Raw genomic sequence first — 18,522 nt, 5'->3', positions numbered from 1 at the left:
TCTTCTGGGTCCGCGGTGGGGTTTTTCCGCGCGGGGGGCGCGCCGGGGGGGGGGGGCGCGGGGGGGGGGCCCCCCCCGGCCCCGGGGCGGGGGGGGGGGGGGGGGGCCACGGGAGGGGCCGGAGGGCTACTTGCCCGTCTCGCGCTCGTACGCCTTGAGGACTTCCTCGGTGGGACCGTCCATCAGCAGCTCGCCCTTCTCCAGCCACAGCGCCCGGTCGCAGGTGTCCCTGATCGACTTGTTGTTGTGGCTGACGAGGAAGACGGTGCCCGCTTCCTTGCGCAGCTCGCGGATCCGCTCCTCGGAGCGGATACGGAACTTGCGGTCGCCGGTGGCAAGCGCCTCGTCGATCATGAGGACGTCGTGGTTCTTGGCGGCGGCGATCGAGAAGCGCAGCCGCGCCGCCATGCCGGAGGAGTACGTCCGCATCGGCAGGGTGATGAAGTCGCCCTTCTCGTTGATGCCGGAGAAGTCGACGATCTCCTGGTAGCGGGAGCGGATCTCGGCCTGGCTCATGCCCATCGCCAGACCGCCGAGCACGACGTTGCGCTCACCCGTCAGATCGCTCATCAGCGCGGCGTTCACGCCGAGCAGCGAGGGCTGACCGTCCGTGTACACATGACCGGATTCGGTCGGCAGCAGACCGGCGATGGCCCGCAGCAGCGTCGACTTGCCGGAGCCGTTGGTGCCGATGAGGCCGATGGCCTCGCCGCGGTAGGCGGTGAAGGAGACGCCGCGTACGGCGTGCACCTTCCGGACGCCGCGCGGCTCGCCCTTGCCCCGCCGCATCATGCGGCTCAGCGCGGCGGTGGCGCTGCCGCGGCCGCCGCCCGCGCCGTTGACCCGGTACACGATGTGCACGTCGTCGGCGATCACCGTGGGGATGCGCCCCTGCGCCTTGTCCTCAGCCACGGCCGTACCGCTCCTCTGCCTTCCAGAAGTACACGAATCCCACTACGCCCAGCAGCACGGCCCAGCCCAGGCCGGCGGCCCAGACGTGGTCGGGCAGGTTCTCGGAGCCGTAACCGTCGATCATGGCGAAGCGGACCAGGTCCATGTAGATCGCCGCCGGGTTGTACTGGAGCACGTCGGCGATCCAGGCGGGCTTGTCCTTGAGCATCACCGGGATGGAGAACATGACGCCCGAGGCGTACATCCAGGTGCGCATGACGAACGGCATGAGCTGCGCGAGGTCGGGGGTCTTGGAGCCGAGCCGCGCCATGACGAGGGCGAGGCCCGTGTTGAAGACGAACTGGAGGATCAGTGCGGGGATCACCAGCAGCCACGACAGCGAGGGGTAGCTGCCGAAGATGACGGTGACCGCGACCATCACGATCATCGAGAAGAGCAGCTGCTGGAGCTGCTGGAGGGAGAAGGAGATGGGCAGCGAGGCCCGGGGGAAGTGGAGGGCCCGGACCAGTCCGAGGTTGCCGGCGATCGACCGGACGCCCGCCATCACCGAGCTCTGGGTGAAGGTGAAGACGAAGACGCCGGTGACCAGGAACGGCACGAAGACGTCGTGGGGGATCCCCTCCCTGGTCCCCAGGATCAGCCCGAAGATCAGGTAATAGACACAGGCGTTCAGCAGGGGCGTGACCACTTGCCACAGCTGACCCAGTTTGGCCTGGCTGTACTGCGCGGTCAGCTTCGCCCGGGAGAAGGCCAGGATGAAGTGCCGTCGTCCCCAGAGCTGTCGCATGTACGCGAACAGCCCCGGCCGGGCGCCGCTCACGGTCAGGCCGTACTTGGCGGCCAGCTGGGCCGCGTCGAGGCCCTCGTCGGCGGACGGCGGGGTGCCGAGGGCTACCCCACCGTCGTGGGTCGTGTCACTCACAAGTTGAAACTCTCGTCTTCACGCGCAGCCAGTCGCGGGCGCGGCTCAGGCGGACAGGTTCCGGAAAGAAAATACGCCTCATGCTCTCAGAGGAAAGCCTCTCAGATGACCGGAGGTCGGCCCAGCCTCGTCAGCCGCCACACCGTACGCCACTTCATCGGGCGACGGGTTCCGCAGGGGGTCGTCCAGCCTTCTCGGAATCCGCCGAACCATGCCTTCAGCGCGGGCGGCGACGGGCGCCTGACCAGGGTCAGCAGCAGCCAGACCCCCAGGTAGAGGGGGACCAGCGGGGCGGGCAGGTTCCGGCGGGCGAGCCAGACCCGGTTGCGGGCCACCATGCGGTGGTAGACCGCGTGCCGGGACGGAGAGGTGGTGGGGTGGTTCAGGACCAGGTCCGCGCGGTAGTCGATCATCCAGCCCGCGTCCAGCGCCCGCCAGGCGAGATCCGTCTCCTCGTGGGCGTAGAAGAAGTCCTCGGGCAGCGGGCCGACCTCGGCGAGGACCCTGGTGCGTACGGCGTTGGCGCCGCCGAGGAAGGTCGTCACGCGCGAGGAGCGCATCGGGTCGGCGGCCCGGAGCCGGGGGACGTGCCGCCGCTGGGTGGCGCCGGTTTCCGGGTCGGCGATCCGGAAGGTGACGATCCCGAGCCTCGGGTCCGCCTCGAAGGCCTGCCGGCACAGCTCGGCAGTGTCCCGGTTCGGCAGCAGCCCGTCGTCGTCCAGGAAGAGCAGGGCGTCCACGTCCGCCCCGCAGGGGCCGAACGCCTCGATGCCGACGTTGCGGCCGCCGGGGATGCCCAGGTTCTCGGGCAGTTCCACCGTGCGCACCCCGGCGGGCACCTCGGGGACCGGGGCGCCGTTGCCGACCACCACGACCTCGATCCGGTCACCGTGCTGGGCGGTGACCGAATCGAGGAGGGCGCGGAGTTCGTCCGGGCGGTTGCCCATGGTGATGATCACCGCGCCCAGTTTCATGGGAAGGGTCACTTCAGCCTGCTGGACGCCAGGACGGACACCAGGTGCAGCAGGGTCTGCAGCAGCGCGATGCCGGCCATGACCGCCACGGTCAGGCGGGTGTAGAAGAGGTCGCCCCCGATCGCGTCGACGACGGCCACCACGAGGATCACCAGCGAGGCCTCGATGCCGAGGATCAGCCGGTGGAACTTGAGCGCCGCGGCCGCCTTGCGGGCCAGCGCCATACCGGAGGAGCGCGGCTCGGAGGCCGCCTCCTTCACCGGCGGCATCCCGCCCTGGTGACGGGCCACACCCACCAGGTCCGTCTCGGCCTTGATCAGGATCGCGCCGAGCGCGGCGAGCGTCCCGAGGAACGCCCAGAGCCAGTCGATCCGCCCCTCGCCCCAGATGTCGGCGGCCCGCAGGCCGAGGCCCACCAGGACCGCCGCGTCGCACAGGTAGGCGGCGACCCGGTCCAGGTAGACCCCGCTGAGCGAGTACTGCTTCTTCCAGCGGGCCAGCTCGCCGTCCACGCAGTCGAAGAGCAGGTAGAGCTGAACCATCACCACACCGAGCACCGCGCCCCAGACGCCCGGCACCAGCAGCGCCGGGGCGGCCAGGGCTCCGGCCAGCGTCATGACGTACGTGACCTGGTTCGGCGTGACGCGGGTGTTGACCAGGTAGCGGTCCACGCGCAGCGAGACCTCGCGCATGTACATGCGCCCGGCCCAGTGCTCGCCGCTTCGCCGGTCCTTCACCCCCGGAGGGTGAACGACCGGACGGAGTTCAGCTACGGATGGTCTTGGCATAGTCGGCGTACGCGTCCCTGATCTGGTCGGTGGACAGGTTGAGGTGCTCCAGGACCGTGAAGCGTCCCGGACGCGTCTGCGGCGCGTAGTCGACGGCGTGCACGAACTCGTCGACGCTGAACCCGATCTCCTCCGGCAGGACCGGCAGACCGTGGCGGCGCAGTATCGATGCCATCAGGAGGGACTCCTGGTGGGCACCGCGCAGATGCATGGCGAAGCAGGCGCCGAGGCCGACCTGCTCGCCGTGGCTGGCCGCGCGCTGGGGGTAGAGCAGGTCGAAGGCGTGGTTGATCTCGTGGCAGGCGCCGGACGCCGGACGCGAGTCGCCGGCGACCGACATCGAGATGCCGGTCAGCACCAGCCCCTCGGCCAGCACCTTCAGGAAGCCGTCGTCCCCGACGCCGCCGGGGTGGCGCAGCACGGCCTCGCCGGCCTGGCGGGCCATCGCGGCCGCCAGCCCGTCGATCTCCTCGCCGTTGACCTCGTGGGCCAGCTCCCAGTCGGCGACGCAGGAGATGTTCGAGATCGCGTCGCCGATGCCGGAGCGGACGTAGCGGGCGGGCGCCTCACGGATCACGTCGAGGTCGATGACCACGGCGATCGGGGTGGGCACCCCGTAGGAACCGCGCCCGTTGTCGTTGTCCAGCGTGGCGACCGGCGAGCACAGGCCGTCGTGCGAGAGGTTCGTCGCGACGGCGACCATGGGCAGCCCGACCCGCGCCGCGGCGTACTTCGCCACGTCGATGATCTTGCCGCCGCCGAGGCCCACCACCGCGTCGTACCGGTTGCCCTTGATGCCGTCGGCGAGCTTCACCGCGGAGTCGATCGTGCCGTCGGACACCGGATACCAGTCGGCGCCCGGCAGGACCGGGGCGAGCCGCTCCCGCAGTGCGCGCCCGGAGCCGTCGCTGATCGCGATGGCGAGCTTGCCCGAGGAGGAGATCCGCTGATCGGCCAGGAGACCCGCCAGATCGTCCATGGCGCCGCGCCGGATGTCGACGACGACCGGGGACGGAATGAGCCGGGTCAGTACTGGCACGCGATCTCCCGGCCCTTCTTGAGGTCGTCGTGGTTGTCGATCTCGACCCAGGTGACGGTGCCGATGGGGGCCACGTCGACGGTGAAGCCGCGGTTGACCAGCTCCTGGTAGCCGTCCTCGTAGTAGAGGTCGGGGTCGCGCTCGAAGGTGGTCTTCAGCGCGTCCGCCAGTTCCTCGGCCGCCTCGGGCTCGATGAGGGTGACGCCGATGTACTCGCCGGTCGCGGTGGCCGGGTCCATCAGCTTGGTGATGCGCTGGACGCCCTTGCCCTCCTCGGTGATGACCTTCATCTCCTCGTCGGCGAGCACCTTCTCGGTGTCCAGGGCGAGGATGATCTTCTGGCCCTTGCCACGGGCGTCCAGGAGGGTCTTCTCGACGGAGACGGGGTGCACGGTGTCGCCGTTGGCGAGGATCACGCCGCGCTTGATGACGTCACGGGCGCACCACAGGGAGTAGGCGTTGTTCCACTCCTCGGCCTTGTCGTTGTCGATCAGCGTGAGGGTGAGGCCGTAGGTGGCCTCCAGCTCGGCCTTGCGGGCGTAGACGGCCTCCTTGCGGTAGCCGACGACGATCGCGACCTCGGTCAGTCCGACCTCCGCGAAGTTGGCCAGCGTGAGGTCGAGGACCGTCTTGTCGCCGTCGACAGGGACGAGCGCCTTGGGAAGCGTGTCCGTGTAGGGGCGCAGACGTCGTCCTGCACCGGCTGCCAGTACGAGGCCGATCATGCGAGTTCTCCTTCGTCGTGTACGGCGGGCGCCGAGGAGGACACCCAGAAACGGATGGACTCCACGAGCACCACCAGAGCCACGGCGACCGCGAGCGCGGTCAGGGCCGTGGTGAAACCTGAGGCGTGGGTGAGTACGGCGGCGAGGACGGCCACCAGCGCGGTACGGCCCTCGTGTCCACCGATCGTCCGCACCAGCCACTGGGGCGGCGCGCCGGTGCCGCCGCGGATGCGGTACACCGTGTCGTAGTGATGGTAGGCGACGGCCGAGACGAGCCCGAAGGCCGCCGGAACGGCGTGCGGGACGTCGCTGCGGGCCGCCAGCACGAGGATCGTGACGTACTCCCCCGCCCGGAAGAACGGCGGCACCAGCCAGTCGAGCGCGCCCTTGAGCGGGCGGGCGACGGCGAGGCCGGAGAGGAGCACGTACACCGCTGCGGCGGCGACGGTGAGCCAACTGCCGTACGGGAGGAAGAGCGCCCCGCCGATCATGACGAGCGTGCCGAGCAGGGCGACGGCCGGGGCTGTGAACCCGCCCCGGAGGCCGGGGGCGATCGCCGCGACGCCCTGGGCGAGCGGGCCCGAGTCGGCAAGGTCCGCGAGGGCCTGCGCGGCGCGGTCGGTGCGGCGGGCCTTACGGGTCAGCGAGCGCAGCAGACGGCCGGCGGTGGTGTAGCAGGCGGCCAGGGAGCAGCCGACGAGTAGGGCGTAGAAGACGATGCGCGGGGTGGTGAGGGCGGTGAGCACCGCGATCATGGCCCAGCGCTCGCCGATCGGCAGCACGATCATCCGGCGCGCCCAGACCGTCCAGCCGACGCTGTCGAGCTTGCCGGAGAGGGCGGCGGTGGGACTGGTGTTGGCGATCGCGTCGTGGTTGGCCTCGTTGAACGAGAAGTCCACGACATGGCGGCAGGCCTGGAGGACCATCGCGCCGAGCGCCAGGATCCATACGTCGTCGCCGCCGCGTACGGCGCCGATGGCGAGGCCGGCGTAGTACGCGTACTCCTTGGCCCGGTCGAAGGTGGCGTCCAGCCAGGCGCCCATCGTGGAGTACTGCAGCGAGTAGCGGGCGAGCTGCCCGTCGGTGCAGTCCAGCACGAAGGAGACCAGGAGCAGGATCCCGGCGGCGACGTAGCCGCCGCGGGTTCCGGTGGCCGCCGCGCCGGCCGCGATGAGCGCGGTGATCAGGGACGCGGTGGTGACCTGGTTCGGGGTGAGGTTGCGACGGGCGCACCAGCGGGCGATGTAGCGGGAGTAGGGGCTGATGGCGAAGGTGGTGAAGAAGCCGTCGTGGGCCTTCACCGCGCTCCGCAGCCGTACCGCCTCGTCGTCGACCGCGTCGCGGGCGCTCTCGGCGGTCGCCCGTACTTTGGCGTCGGTGGGGACGGCGGCGGTGAGCGATCCCAGCTCGGGGCGTTTGACGGCGGTGCCCTCGGCCTCCAGCGCGAGGGCGATCCGGCCGGGGACGGTCCGGTCCTGCGGCGCCGGGTCGGTCTCCGGCTCGACGACGGGGGCGCCCGCGCCGACGGCGGCCGTGGTGCGTCGCAGCGCGCGCAGCAGAGCGCCGCGCGCCTCGGGCTGCGCGGTGAGCGCACCGGGCACGGTGGCGGCCGGGAAGCGCGGGTCGGTCAGTCCGAGCCGCAGCGCGTGGACGTGGCCCACGAAACGCGGGTCGACGAGGGCGACCCGCCGACCGGCGGGGACGGCGGCGAGGAGAGCTGCGGCGTCACCGGCGTCGGCCGCGGTCTGCACGTCGAAGCCCAGGGACCGCAGATCGTCCGCGAGCGACGACCCGGGTACCGGCGTACCGGTGAGGATGGCGGTCGACAGACGAACTCACTCCTTGGCACTGACGTGGACGGCACACAGCGGCACGGCCACGAGGCGGGCCGGCGGCGTGTCGGCTGAGGCTATCGGATGAACGGAAGGCCGAGTTCACCACCCGTTTGTGCGCCGTTCGGGTGGACCTGCAAGCCCGGGCGGCGTTCGCGATCATCATCATCGATCGGAGGCCCGGCCCACAAACCGCGGGTCTGCTCACGCTGTGCGGGCGGCTTAGGCTGGCCGTCATGACATGGCTGATCACAGGCGGGGCGGGTTACATCGGGGCACACGTGGCGCGGGCCATGGTCGCGGCGGGCGAGCGGGTCGTGGTGCTCGACGACCGCTCCAGCGGCATCGTGGACCGGCTGCCCGAGGCGGTCACGCTGGTCGAGGGCTCGGTGTCGGACCGGGCGCTGCTGGACCGGGTGCTGGCCGATCACGCGGTGAGCGGTGTGGTGCATCTCGCGGCGAAGAAGCAGGTCGGCGAGTCCGTGGAGAAGCCGCTGCTGTACTACCGGGAGAACGTCGCCGGGCTGGCCGTCCTGCTGGAGGCCGTGGTCGCGGCGGGGGTGCGGCGCTTCCTGTTCTCCTCCTCGGCGGCCGTGTACGGCGTACCGGACGTGGACCTCATCACGGAGGTGACGCCCTGCCTGCCGATCAACCCGTACGGCGAGACGAAGCTCACCGGTGAGTGGCTGGTGCGGGCCACCGGCCGGGCGCACGGGCTCTCGACCGCCTGTCTGCGGTACTTCAACGTGGCGGGCGCGGCCGCCCCGGAGCTCGCGGACACCGGGGTCTTCAACATCGTGCCGATGATGTTCGAACGGCTGACGCACGGCGAGGCCCCGCGGATCTTCGGCGACGACTATCCGACGCCGGACGGCACCTGCATCCGTGACTACATCCATGTCGCCGACCTGGCGGAGGCCCACCTCGCGGTCGCGCGGCGGCTGGACGAGACGGGTGCCGGAGACCTGACGCTGAACGTCGGCCGGGGCGAGGGCGTCTCGGTCCGGGAGCTGGCGGACGTGATCGGCGACGTGACGGGGAGCGATCTCGAGCCGGTGGTCGAGCCGCGCCGGGCCGGTGACGCGCCGAAGGCGGTGGCGTCGGCCGCGCGGATCACCGAGGAGCTGGGGTGGACGGCCCGGCGGAGTGTGCGCGAGATGGTGGAGTCGGCCTGGGCGGGCTGGTGCCTGCGCCACCCCGAGGCCCGCACGCAAGGGCGCTCCTGACGAGTCCGCGCAAGGTCGCTCGGGAGGTCCGCGCAGGGGCGCTCGACGGATCCGCGCAGGGGCGCCGGTGATCGTGTCAACGCTCTGACCTGCGGAACGTTTCCGCAGGTCAGAGCACATGACAACGGTGTTCAGTCCCGTGTTGCCCGATACCCCCCACCCGTAGTTCACTGGGCCTGTCGGGCGGTCCGCCCGGCGCCGTCGCACGGACCTGGAGGCGTTTTCCATGGGGGCTGGCCACGATCACGGACATACGCACGGCGGGCCGCCACCGACCGGCACGGCCGCCGCCGCGTACCGGGGCAGGCTCCGCGTCGCCCTGGCGATCACTCTGAGCGTGATGGTCATGGAGATCGTCGGCGGGGTGCTGTCCGACTCACTGGCCCTGATCGCGGACGCCGCCCACATGGCCACCGACGCCCTGGGGCTCGGGATGGCGCTGCTCGCCATCCACTTCGCCAACCGTCCGGCCGGACCGAACCGCACCTTCGGCTTCGCCCGCGCGGAGATCCTGGCGGCGCTCGCGAACTGTCTGCTGCTGCTGGGCGTCGGCGGCTTCCTGATCTTCGAGGCGGTCGACCGGTTCATCACCCCGGCCGAGACGAAGGGCGGCCTGGCCATCGCGTTCGCCGCCGTCGGTCTGGTGGCCAACATCGTCTCCCTGTCCCTGCTGACGCGCGGACAGCAGGAGAGCCTGAACGTGCGGGGCGCCTATCTGGAGGTGCTGGCCGACACCCTGGGCTCGCTCGCGGTGATCATCTCGGCGGGCATCATCATGGCGACCGGCTGGCAGGCCGCCGACCCGATCGCCTCCCTGGTGATCGGCCTGATGATCGTCCCCCGGACGGTGAAGCTGCTGCGGGAGACCCTGAACGTGCTCCTGGAGGCGGCGCCCAAGGGGGTGGACATGGCGGAGGTACGGGCCCACATCACGGCGCTGCCCGGGGTGCTGGACGTCCACGACCTGCACGCGTGGACGATCACCTCGGGGATGCCGGTGCTCTCCGCGCATGTGGTGGTGCGCCAGGAGATGCTGGACTCGATAGGGCACGAGAAGGTGCTGCACGAGTTGCAGGGCTGCCTGGGGGACCACTTCGACGTGGAACACTGCACCTTCCAGCTGGAGCCGAGCGGCCACGCCGAGCACGAGGCGCGTCTCTGCCACTGAGGCAGGGGGACCGGGGGTGTGCCGCACCCCCGCTTCCCTCCTCCTCGTCCACCGGGTTTCGGGCAGGTCCCTTTCCTGCCGGATCGGGCTCGAAGGCCCTCTCTCATCGCACTCATCTCACGCAAGGGTTCCCACTTGACCGACCACACCGACCCCCGGTGGACCACCCGCCCGGAGACCCCGGCGGACCGTACGGCCGTGCACGCGGTCAACACGGCCGCGTTCCCGACCAGGGACGAGGCCGACCTCGTGGACGCCCTGCGGGCCGACCCCGAGGCCTGGCTGCCGGAGCTCAGCTACGTCGCCGAGGCCCCGGACGGCTCCCTGGCGGCGTACGCGCTGCTGACCCGCTGCCGGGTCGGCGACGCGCCGGCGCTCGCGCTGGCCCCGGTGGCCACGGTCCCCGCGCACCAGGGGCAGGGCGCGGGGCAGGCCGTGGTGCGGGCGGTGCTGGACGCCGCCCGGGTGCGCGGTGAGGCGCTGGTGCTGGTGCTCGGCCATGCCGACTACTACCCGCGCTTCGGTTTCGCGCCTGCCTCGCGCTACGGGATCCGGCCAGGTTTCGAGGTGCCGGACGAGGCGATGATGGCCCTGGTGCTGGCCGATTCGGTTCCTGTTCCGGCGGGCCTGATCCATTATCCGGCGGCCTTCGGCGTCTGATGACCCGTCCGTCCCGCCGCGTTCGCGGGGCGTGGCGGGACGGACATGCCCGGCCCCGGAGTGCGGACAAGCGGCTTTTGTACGGCAGACTTGACCGGACTCCAGGGGCCCGGCGCACGAGGCCGGGGACCAAAGCGAAGGATGGGTATGCCGACCACACCAGCCACCGCGACGCACAGCTCGTCGAACGGCACCGCAGAAGCGATCATGCTCGAACTGGTCGACGAGAACGGCACCACCATCGGCACCGCGGAGAAGCTGGCGGCCCACCAGGCCCCCGGGCAGCTGCACCGCGCGTTCTCCGTGTTCCTCTTCGACGAGCAGGGGCGGCTCCTGCTGCAGCGCCGGGCGCTCGGCAAGTACCACTCCCCCGGTGTCTGGTCGAACACCTGCTGCGGGCACCCCTATCCGGGCGAGGCCCCGTTCGCGGCTGCCGCCCGGCGTACGTACGAGGAGCTGGGCATCTCGCCGTCGCTGCTGGCCGAGGCGGGCACCGTGCGCTACAACCATCCGGACCCGGCGTCGGGCCTGGTGGAGCAGGAGTTCAACCACCTCTTCGTGGGAATGGCGCAGGCGGCGCTGAAGCCGGACGCCGAGGAGGTCGGCGAGACCGCCTTCGTGACGGCGGCCGAGCTGGAGAAGCGGCATGCCGAGGGCCCGTTCTCGGCGTGGTTCATGACGGTGCTGGACGCGGCACGCCCGGCGATCCGCGAGCTGACGGGGCCGTCGGCGGGCTGGTGACCCTTCGCCCGGTCGGCATGCGCGGGGCTGTCCGGGAAGCGTTTCGCGTACGGGGCGGTCAGAGCTGCGTCTTCAACGGCAGCGCCGCCCAGATGATCTTCCCGCCGCTCGCGGTGTGCTCGACGTCGCAGGTGCCGCCCGCCTCCGCGGTGACCACCTTGACCAGCAGCAGGCCCCGGCCGCCGGTCTGCGCGTAGTCCGTCTCCAGGGCTGTGGGGCGGTAGGGGTGGTTGTCCTCGACCGAGACTCTGACCCAGTCGGCGGCGATGGCCACCTCGACGGCCAGCTCGGGCGAGAGGAGCGCCGCGTGCTTGACGGCGTTGGTGACCAGCTCCGAGACGATCAGCAGAAGCCCCTGGAGGACGTCGTCCTCGATCGGCACGCCCTGCCGGCCGAGCAGATCGCGTACGGCGTGCCGGGCGCTGGGCACGGACGCGTCCACGGCGGGGGCGGTGAAGCGCCACACCCCCTCGTACGACACGGGTTCGGCAGGGGCACTCCCGAGGCTCTCCATCGTCCGGCACCAGCTCTCACTCGCACTGCACTGACCGTCGAGTAAAGAGTGTTGGGAATGGCTTGGTCCGGACCGTGCCACTGATCGGAAGTAGCCAGGTATCGGCGCTATTTGACCAAACGTGCGGGTTGCCGGTCTCCCAGGGACTATTTCTGACCGTCTTCTGGTGACGTGATCGGCTCATCCGCGGTCGGGGCCGTTTCGTCGAGCCGATCCGAGACCATGCTGACGATACGTCGGCCGCCGATGCCGATGGCGATCAGGCCGAGCCCGTCGAACAGCAGGGCCAGCGAGAAGAAGCAGCCGAGGACGTACAGGCTGCTGTGCGGCCAGTCGAACAGCACCAGCAGGCCCAGCAGCAGGCCGAAGGCTCCCTGCAGCAGCGTCCATCCCATCTGCGGGCCGCGCACCACGACGCTGCCGACGAGCCGGAAGACCCCGCCGGTCAGGAAGAGCAGGGCGGCGAACATGGTCAGCGCCTCGGCCGTGCCCTCGGGATGCTTGATGACGACGACGCCCGCGGCGATGTTGAGGGCCGCGACCACCACGCCCAGCCAGAAGTAGTTCGTGCCGCGCGACTCGATCGCGTGCAGCAGCCCGACCAGACCGCCGACGAGCAGCAGCCAGCCGAAGAGCAGCATCGAGGTGAGGGTGGCGACGCCGGTGTAGATCAGTCCGATGAAGCCCGCGATCACCAGCAGTGTGCCGAGCAGTGCGAGCCAGCCGAAACTGCGGCTCAGCTTCCGGCCCTCGGCGGTGGGTCCGTTCTTCCTGCCCTCGGCTGTGGGTCCGTTCATCGACAGCTCCTTACGGTGCGTGCCCGCCTCGCGACCCCTTCTTGATCATAGGTTCGAACCCTCCGGATAGCATCCGGCGCATGGACCGTTCGGAACCCCGTCTGATCACCTCCGTCGAGCACGGCGTCGCCACCGTCGTGATCGCGAACCCCGCCAAGCGCAACGCGATGACCCTCGCCATGTGGGGGAGCGTGCCGGAGGTGCTGGGGCGGCTGGCGGAAGACCCGGCGGTCCGGGTGCTGGTGCTGACCGGGGCCGGTGACACCTTCTGCGCCGGGGCCGACATCTCCACGCTGCGGGAGGGCGTGGCCACCGCCCATGACCTGGCGGTGGCGGCCGAGGAGGCGCTCGCCGCGTTCCCCCGGCCGACGCTGGCCGCAGTGCGCGGCTACTGCGTGGGGGGCGGCAGCCAGCTCGCCGCGGCCTGCGATCTGCGGTTCGCGGAGGAGGGCGCGTCCTTCGGGGTCACCCCGGCCAAGCTCGGCATCGTCTACCCGGCGTCCTCGACCCGGCGTCTTGTCGCCCTCGTCGGCCCGGCCACGGCCAAGCACCTGCTGTTCTCCGGCGAGCTGATCGGCACGGAACGGGCGCTGCGCACCGGTCTGACGGACGAGGTGCTGCCGCCCGGCGGCTTGGACAAGCGGGTCGAGGAGTACGTACGGATGCTGGCGTCCCGGTCGCAGCTGACCCAGGCCGCGGCGAAGGAGTTCGCCGCGGGCCGGACGGACCGGGACGCCCACTGGGCCGGTGAGGCGCGCGGCAGTACGGACACGGCGGAGGGGGTCGCCGCCTTCCTGGAGCGGCGCGCGCCCCGGTTCACCTACACCACGGGGTCCATCGGGTGACGCGGTGCGCCACGGGTCCTACCGCGTGACGTGGCGGCTCTTGGCCCGCCACTCCTCGACGAGGGCTGCCGGGGCCTTCTGCGGCGAGCCGCAGTCGTAGGGCGGCTGCGGGTCGTACTCCGTGAGCAGCTGCACGGAGCGGGCCACGTCGTCGCCCGCGATCCGGCCGAGCAGGGTCAGCCCCATGTCGATACCGGAGGAGACCCCGGCGGCGGTGACGTACTTGCCGTCGAGAACGACCCGTTCCCCGGTCGGCTCGGCCCCGAACTCCTTCAGCAGCTCCAGTGCCAGCCAGTGCGAGGTGGCCCGTCGGCCCGTGAGCAGTCCGGCGGCGGCCAGCAGCAGCGATCCGGTGCAGACCGAGGTGGTCCAGGTGCTGGTGGCGTCGGCCGCGCGCAACCAGCCGAGCAGGGCCTCGTTCTCCATCTGGTCGCTCTGGCCGGGGCCGCCCGGCACGATCACCAGGTCGGGGGACGGCACCTCGGCGAGCGTCTTCCCGGCGACGAGCGCGAGGCTCCCGCTGTCGTTGCGGACGGGGCCGGTCCGCTCGGCCACGAAGACGGTCTCGGCGCCGGGGGTCCGGCTGAGGACCTCGTAGGGGCCCACCGCGTCCAGGGCGGTGAAGCGGTCGAAGAGCACGATGGCGATCTGCACGGTGACGCCTCTCATTCGTTCGTTTGTTGATTCATTCGTTCGGAATGCGGTTCAGGTGCCGGCCGCGGGGGCCCGGAAGCGACGGCGGTATTCGGCCGGCGCCGTCGCCAGGGTCTTCACGAAGGCCCGGCGCATGGCTTCCGGGGTGCCGTAGCCACTGGCGCGGGCGACCTGCTCGACGCCGTCGGCGGTGTCCTCCAGGAGCCGGCGGGCGTGTTCGAGGCGGACCTGCTCGACGTACCGCCCCGGGGTCGTTCCGGTCTCCGCCCGGAAGGCGCGGGCGAAGTGCCGGGGCGAGAGCCGGGCGCGGGCCGCGAGGGCGTCGACCCCGAGGTCGGCGTCCGGGTGCTGGGTGATCCAGTGCTGGACCTCGCGCAGCGGTTCGCGCTGTGCGGTCTGGGCCCTGAGCTGGGCGCTGAACTGGGCCTGGTTGCCGGGGCGGCGCAGGAACACCACGAGATGCCGGGCGATGTTCAGCGCGAGGTCCCGGCCGTGGTCCTCCTCGACGAGCGCGAGGGCCAGGTCGATGCCGGCGGTGACGCCCGCCGAGGTGGCCAGCCTCCCGTCCCGTACGAAGATGGGATCGGGGTCGACGTGGACGGCCGGGTGGTCGCGGGCGAGCCGGGCGCAGTAGTTCCAGTGGGTCGTCACGCGGTGGCCGTCCAGGAGGCCCGCCTCGGCCAGCAGCAGCGCCCCGGTGCACACGGAGACGAGCCGCTCCGGCCGCGGCCCGTGCTCCCGCAGCCAGGCGGTCAGCTCCGGGAGGGAGCCCCGGGTGCCGTGCCCGCCGGGCACCAGCAGGGTGTGCGGGGCGGGCGCGTCGGCCAGGCTGCTGTCGGGCAGCAGGGTGAGGCCACCGGTGGACCGGACGGGGCCGCCGTCGAGCGATGCGGTCCGCAGCTCGTAGGAGACGCCGGGCGACCGGGAGGCGCCCGCGAACACCTCCATCGGGCCGGCCACGTCAAGGCCCTGGACGCCGTCGAAGAGGACGACGAGGACGGTTCGCTGTTTCACGTCTGCCATCCTGGGCGGCGTGCGGCGATGGCCGCAATGACGAGTACCCCACCTTTCCTGCCACCGGACTTCCGTGGCACGGCCACCCCTCCCCCGGGGTTCCCCTCCGTACCGACCAGTCGGTAACGTGCCCGTATGAGTACTCTCCCGGCCCGCGCGGAGCGCCGCTGCCACAACGCCGTCAACCCGCTGCACTCGTGCCTCTTCTTCTCCCCCGACCTGGGTGCGGAGATGGCGAAGATCGGCATAGAGGACCCTTCCGCCGCCTACTTCGCGACCCGGGCCGCCGCGCTCGGCGCGGTGGGCGCGGGGACCGTCAGCGCCACCTTCTACAACTTCAACCCCGAGCTGGTGGCCCGCCATGTGCCCGCCGTCTGGGAGACCGCCTCCCCCGAGGTGGTCCTCGGAGCCCGGCTGCGGGCGGCGGACTCGACGCTGCGGCGGCTGCTCGGCGAGGAGATCATCGCCTCCGACGAGATGGCGGAGGCGGCCCGGCTCGCGCTGCGCGCCACCGAGGCCTGCGCCCCGCACGCCCGCCCGCTGTACGCCGCGCACGCGGACCTGCCGGTGCCCGAGGAGCCGCACCTGGCGTTCTGGCACGCCGCGACCCTGCTGCGCGAGCACCGGGGCGACGCGCACCTGGCGGCCCTGCTCGCCGCCGGTCTGGACCCGCTCGAATCGCTCGTCAGCCACACGGCCACCGGCAAGGGCATGGCGATCCGCTGGATCCTGTCCTCCCGGGGCTGGCGGCGCACCGACTGGGAGGCGGCGTCCGAGCGACTGCGGGAGCGCGGGCTGCTGGCGGCGGGCGAGGAACTGGCGCTGACCGAGGCCGGTACCGCGCTGCGCGCCGAGGTCGAGGAGGCGACGGACCGGATGGACGTCGCCCCGTACGAACACCTGGGCGCGGACGGCGTGGAGCGGCTCACCGAACTGGGGCGCGGCTTCCTGTTCACGGCCGCCGCGGCGGGCGCCTTCCCGGCCTCGGCGACCGGCCAGGGCTGACCCCGCGCCGCCCGGAGCCCCCGCACCCGGCGCGGGGGCTCCGGGCGTGTTCGCCGAGGTCACGCGACACGGCCCCCGGCCACCCGGCACAATGCAGACCAGGGGGGGATGCCCCCCGGCAAGCAAGAACGTGCTCATCACGACCCGGGCACGGCCAGCACAGCCAGCACGAGAAGGCGAGTCGGGAAAACCGTGACGACGTCCATCGAAGGCAGGATCGCCGAGGAGCTCGGCGTACGTGAGCGACAGGTCAGGGCGGCCGTCGAGCTGCTCGACGGCGGATCGACCGTGCCGTTCATCGCGCGCTACCGCAAGGAGGCGACCGAATCCCTCGACGATGCGCAGCTGCGCACGCTGGAGGAACGGCTGCGCTATCTGCGGGAGCTGGAGGAGCGGCGTACGGCGATCCTCGACTCGGTACGCGAACAGGGCAAGCTCGACACGGCGTTGGAGGCGAGCATCCGGGCGGCCGAGACGAAGGCGCGCCTGGAGGACATCTACCTGCCGTTCAAGCCGAAGCGGCGCACGAAGGCTCAGATCGCCCGGGAGGCCGGGCTCGAACCGCTGGCGGACGGTCTGCTCGGCGACCCCTCGGTCGACCCGCTCGCGGCGGCCGCCGCGTTCGTGGACGGCGACAAGGGCGTCGCGGACGCGGCCGCCGCCCTGGACGGCGCCCGGTCGATCCTCACCGAGCGGTTCTCCGAGGACGCCGACCTGACCGGTGAGCTGCGTGAGCGTATGTGGACGCGCGGCCGGCTGGCCGCGAAGGTGCGCGAGGGGCAGGAGGAGGCGGGAGCGAAGTTCGCCGACTACTTCGACTTCGCGGAGCCGTTCACCGCACTGCCCTCGCACCGGGTGCTCGCGATGCTGCGCGGCGAGAAGGAGAACGCGCTCGACCTGGTTCTGGAGCCGGAGGAGCCCGAGGCCGCCGAGCGGCCGGGTCCGTCCGCGTACGAGAACATGATCGCCCGCCGCTTCGAGATCGCCGACCGGGGCCGCCCGGGCGACAAGTGGCTGGGTGACACCGTGCGTTGGGCGTGGCGGACCCGGATCCAGGTGCATCTGGGTATCGACCTGCGGCTGCGGCTGCGCACGGCGGCGGAGGACGAGGCGGTCCGGGTCTTCGCCTCGAACCTGCGCGATCTGCTGCTCGCCGCCCCGGCCGGGACGCGCGCCACGCTGGGTCTGGACCCCGGTTTCCGTACGGGAGTGAAGGTCGCGGTCGTCGACGCCACCGGCAAGGTGGTGGCCACCGACGTGATCCACCCGCACGTGCCCGCCAACAAGTGGGACCAGGCGCTGGCCAAGCTCGCACACCTCGCGAAGGAGCACGCGGTCGACCTGATCGCGATCGGCAACGGCACGGCGTCCCGGGAGACGGACAAGCTCGCCGGTGAACTGATCGACAAGCACCCGGAGTTGAAGCTGACCAAGGTGATGGTCTCGGAGGCGGGCGCCTCGGTGTACTCCGCGTCCGCCTTCGCCTCCCAGGAACTGCCCGACATGGACGTGTCGTTGCGCGGAGCCGTCTCCATCGCGCGGCGGCTCCAGGACCCGCTGGCCGAGCTGGTGAAGATCGACCCGAAGTCGATCGGCGTCGGGCAGTACCAGCACGACCTGTCCGAGGTGAAGCTCTCGCGTTCGCTGGACGCGGTCGTCGAGGACTGTGTGAACGGCGTCGGTGTCGACGTCAACACCGCGTCCGCTCCGCTGCTTTCACGGGTCTCGGGGATCAGCTCGGGGCTCGCCGAGAACATCGTCGCGCACCGGGACTCCAACGGCCCCTTCCGCTCCCGCAAGGCGCTCAAGGACGTGGCGCGGCTCGGCCCGAAGGCGTACGAGCAGTGCGCGGGCTTCCTGCGGATCCGGGGCGGCGACGACCCGCTCGACGGCTCCAGCGTGCACCCCGAGGCGTACCCGGTGGTGCGGCGGATGGGGAAGAGCGCGGGTGGCGAGGTCGCCTCGCTGATCGGGAACGCGGAGGCCCTGCGGGCGCTGCGGGCGGCGGACTTCGTGGACGACATGTTCGGTCTGCCGACCGTGACGGACATCCTGAAGGAGCTGGAGAAGCCGGGGCGCGACCCCCGGCCCGCTTTCCGTACGGCGACCTTCAAGGAGGGCGTCGAGAAGCTCGGCGACCTGGAGCCGGGCATGGTGCTGGAGGGCGTCGTGACGAACGTGGCCGCGTTCGGCGCGTTCGTCGACGTCGGCGTCCACCAGGACGGTCTGGTGCACGTCTCGGCGCTGTCGAGGACGTTCGTGAAGGACCCGCGCGACGTCGTGAAGCCCGGGGACATCGTGAAGGTCAAGGTCATGGACGTCGACGTGCCGCGCAAGCGGATCTCGCTGACGCTGCGCCTCGACGACGAGCCCGGCGCGGGCGGCGGGCAGGGTCGCGGCGAGCGGGGCGGCCGTCCCCCGAAGCAGCGCCAGGGTCAAGGCCAGGGCCAGGGTCAGTCGTCCGGTGGCGGTCAGGGCCGTCAGGGCGGCGGCGGCCGGGACCGGCGCGGCGGTGGCGGCGGTGGACCGCGGCAGGGCGGCCAGGGTGCTCCGGCTCCTGCGAACAGCGCGATGGCGGACGCTCTGCGGCGGGCCGGGCTGACCGACCCGAAGCAGGGCGGCGGGCCGGGCCCCAAACCCCCCCAGGGCGTCCGGGGGGGGGGGGCGGCCCCGGCCCGGCCCCCCCCCCCCCCCCCAAACCCCCCC

18 protein-coding genes are annotated in these 18,522 nt (G+C 71.7%); 7 read left to right on the top strand and 11 right to left on the bottom strand.

The window, feature by feature from the left end; translation table 11 throughout:
• Window positions 1–126: 126 nt before the first annotated feature.
• The 7 genes from JS521_RS14470 to JS521_RS14440 all read right to left on the bottom strand — a co-directional run bounded on the left by JS521_RS14470 (window position 127) and on the right by JS521_RS14440 (window position 7,111).
• Window positions 127–912, bottom strand: coding sequence for an ABC transporter ATP-binding protein (locus JS521_RS14470; RefSeq protein WP_205083385.1), 786 nt, complete (start codon window positions 910–912; stop codon window positions 127–129).
• Window positions 905–1,834: an ABC transporter permease gene (locus JS521_RS14465; protein ID WP_205083384.1), complete on the bottom strand. Its 930-nt coding sequence runs from the start codon at window positions 1,832–1,834 to the stop codon at window positions 905–907. Before JS521_RS14465 ends, JS521_RS14470 begins: the two co-directional genes overlap by 8 nt.
• A 101-nt stretch (window positions 1,835–1,935) precedes the next feature.
• Complete coding sequence (locus tag JS521_RS14460; RefSeq protein WP_205083391.1) at window positions 1,936–2,808, bottom strand: glycosyltransferase family 2 protein; 873 nt, start codon at window positions 2,806–2,808, stop codon at window positions 1,936–1,938.
• A gap of 8 nt (window positions 2,809–2,816) precedes the next feature.
• Complete coding sequence (locus tag JS521_RS14455) at window positions 2,817–3,596, bottom strand: CDP-alcohol phosphatidyltransferase family protein (protein WP_205083383.1); 780 nt, start codon at window positions 3,594–3,596, stop codon at window positions 2,817–2,819.
• The gene (locus tag JS521_RS14450) at window positions 3,574–4,635 is read right to left on the bottom strand and encodes an iron-containing alcohol dehydrogenase family protein (RefSeq protein ID WP_205083382.1); all 1,062 of its coding nucleotides are present in this window, start codon (window positions 4,633–4,635) and stop codon (window positions 3,574–3,576) included. Before JS521_RS14450 ends, JS521_RS14455 begins: the two co-directional genes overlap by 23 nt.
• Window positions 4,623–5,360 (bottom strand): phosphocholine cytidylyltransferase family protein, encoded by a 738-nt coding sequence (locus tag JS521_RS14445; protein WP_205083381.1) that lies wholly within the window; start codon window positions 5,358–5,360, stop codon window positions 4,623–4,625. The genes JS521_RS14450 and JS521_RS14445 overlap by 13 nt, the downstream gene beginning before the upstream one ends.
• A complete protein-coding gene (locus JS521_RS14440; RefSeq protein ID WP_205083380.1) occupies window positions 5,357–7,111 on the bottom strand; it encodes a DUF5941 domain-containing protein in 1,755 nt (584 codons plus the stop codon). The genes JS521_RS14445 and JS521_RS14440 overlap by 4 nt, the downstream gene beginning before the upstream one ends.
• 317 nt (window positions 7,112–7,428) lie before the next feature.
• Here JS521_RS14440 and galE point away from each other — a divergent pair, with 317 nt between their 5' ends.
• From galE to idi, 4 genes are all read left to right on the top strand, one after another.
• Window positions 7,429–8,418 carry a UDP-glucose 4-epimerase GalE gene (gene galE, locus JS521_RS14435; protein WP_205083379.1) on the top strand — a complete coding sequence of 330 codons (990 nt, stop codon included), beginning with the start codon at window positions 7,429–7,431 and terminating at the stop codon, window positions 8,416–8,418.
• Window positions 8,419–8,644: 226 nt separating this feature from the next.
• Window positions 8,645–9,586, top strand: a complete 942-nt coding sequence (locus tag JS521_RS14430; protein WP_205083378.1) for a cation diffusion facilitator family transporter — start codon at window positions 8,645–8,647, stop codon at window positions 9,584–9,586.
• Between the two features lie 135 nt (window positions 9,587–9,721).
• Complete coding sequence (locus JS521_RS14425) at window positions 9,722–10,246, top strand: GNAT family N-acetyltransferase (protein ID WP_205083377.1); 525 nt, start codon at window positions 9,722–9,724, stop codon at window positions 10,244–10,246.
• Between the two features lie 147 nt (window positions 10,247–10,393).
• A complete protein-coding gene (gene idi / locus JS521_RS14420) occupies window positions 10,394–10,987 on the top strand; it encodes an isopentenyl-diphosphate Delta-isomerase (protein ID WP_205083376.1) in 594 nt (197 codons plus the stop codon).
• Window positions 10,988–11,045: 58 nt separating this feature from the next.
• Here the strand turns inward: idi and JS521_RS14415 are convergent, their stop codons facing one another.
• Window positions 11,046–11,501 (bottom strand): ATP-binding protein, encoded by a 456-nt coding sequence (locus JS521_RS14415; RefSeq protein ID WP_205083375.1) that lies wholly within the window; start codon window positions 11,499–11,501, stop codon window positions 11,046–11,048.
• A 146-nt stretch (window positions 11,502–11,647) separates the two neighbouring features.
• Entirely contained in the window at window positions 11,648–12,298 is a 651-nt protein-coding gene (locus JS521_RS14410) for an HdeD family acid-resistance protein (RefSeq protein ID WP_205083374.1), read from the bottom strand.
• A gap of 80 nt (window positions 12,299–12,378) precedes the next feature.
• On the opposite strand from JS521_RS14410, the gene JS521_RS14405 reads away from it, so the two are divergent.
• On the top strand, window positions 12,379–13,143 hold the full coding sequence (locus JS521_RS14405; RefSeq protein ID WP_205083373.1) for an enoyl-CoA hydratase/isomerase family protein: 765 nt from the start codon (window positions 12,379–12,381) through the stop codon (window positions 13,141–13,143).
• A gap of 18 nt (window positions 13,144–13,161) precedes the next feature.
• On the opposite strand, the gene JS521_RS14400 is transcribed toward JS521_RS14405, so the two are convergent.
• Window positions 13,162–13,797 (bottom strand): DJ-1/PfpI family protein, encoded by a 636-nt coding sequence (locus JS521_RS14400; RefSeq protein ID WP_205083390.1) that lies wholly within the window; start codon window positions 13,795–13,797, stop codon window positions 13,162–13,164.
• Between the two features lie 51 nt (window positions 13,798–13,848).
• A complete protein-coding gene (locus tag JS521_RS14395) occupies window positions 13,849–14,811 on the bottom strand; it encodes a GlxA family transcriptional regulator (protein WP_443732178.1) in 963 nt (320 codons plus the stop codon).
• Between the two features lie 135 nt (window positions 14,812–14,946).
• Here JS521_RS14395 and JS521_RS14390 point away from each other — a divergent pair, with 135 nt between their 5' ends.
• Complete coding sequence (locus JS521_RS14390; protein WP_205083371.1) at window positions 14,947–15,816, top strand: SCO6745 family protein; 870 nt, start codon at window positions 14,947–14,949, stop codon at window positions 15,814–15,816.
• Between the two features lie 192 nt (window positions 15,817–16,008).
• Window positions 16,009–18,522: Tex family protein (locus JS521_RS14385; protein ID WP_307847876.1), on the top strand; the 2,514-nt coding region annotated here is incomplete at its 3' end.

This window comes from Streptomyces durocortorensis, from assembly GCF_016901035.1.
GTDB classification, from domain to species: domain Bacteria; phylum Actinomycetota; class Actinomycetes; order Streptomycetales; family Streptomycetaceae; genus Streptomyces; species Streptomyces durocortorensis.
This window is presented reverse-complemented; position numbering and strand designations above follow the sequence as displayed.

What these genes read in the sequence shown, in the direction of transcription:
- JS521_RS14460 (WP_205083391.1), bottom strand. Translation starts at nt 2,808, where the DNA reads ATGAAACTGGGCGCGGTGATCATCACCATGGGCAACCGCCCGGACGAA.
- JS521_RS14455 (WP_205083383.1), bottom strand. Translation starts at nt 3,596, where the DNA reads ATGCCAAGACCATCCGTAGCTGAACTCCGTCCGGTCGTTCACCCTCCG.
- JS521_RS14445 (WP_205083381.1), bottom strand. Translation starts at nt 5,360, where the DNA reads ATGATCGGCCTCGTACTGGCAGCCGGTGCAGGACGACGTCTGCGCCCC.
- galE (WP_205083379.1), top strand. Translation starts at nt 7,429, where the DNA reads ATGACATGGCTGATCACAGGCGGGGCGGGTTACATCGGGGCACACGTG.
- JS521_RS14430 (WP_205083378.1), top strand. Translation starts at nt 8,645, where the DNA reads ATGGGGGCTGGCCACGATCACGGACATACGCACGGCGGGCCGCCACCG.
- idi (WP_205083376.1), top strand. Translation starts at nt 10,394, where the DNA reads ATGCCGACCACACCAGCCACCGCGACGCACAGCTCGTCGAACGGCACC.
- JS521_RS14415 (WP_205083375.1), bottom strand. Translation starts at nt 11,501, where the DNA reads ATGGAGAGCCTCGGGAGTGCCCCTGCCGAACCCGTGTCGTACGAGGGG.
- JS521_RS14410 (WP_205083374.1), bottom strand. Translation starts at nt 12,298, where the DNA reads ATGAACGGACCCACAGCCGAGGGCAGGAAGAACGGACCCACCGCCGAG.
- JS521_RS14405 (WP_205083373.1), top strand. Translation starts at nt 12,379, where the DNA reads ATGGACCGTTCGGAACCCCGTCTGATCACCTCCGTCGAGCACGGCGTC.
- JS521_RS14390 (WP_205083371.1), top strand. Translation starts at nt 14,947, where the DNA reads ATGAGTACTCTCCCGGCCCGCGCGGAGCGCCGCTGCCACAACGCCGTC.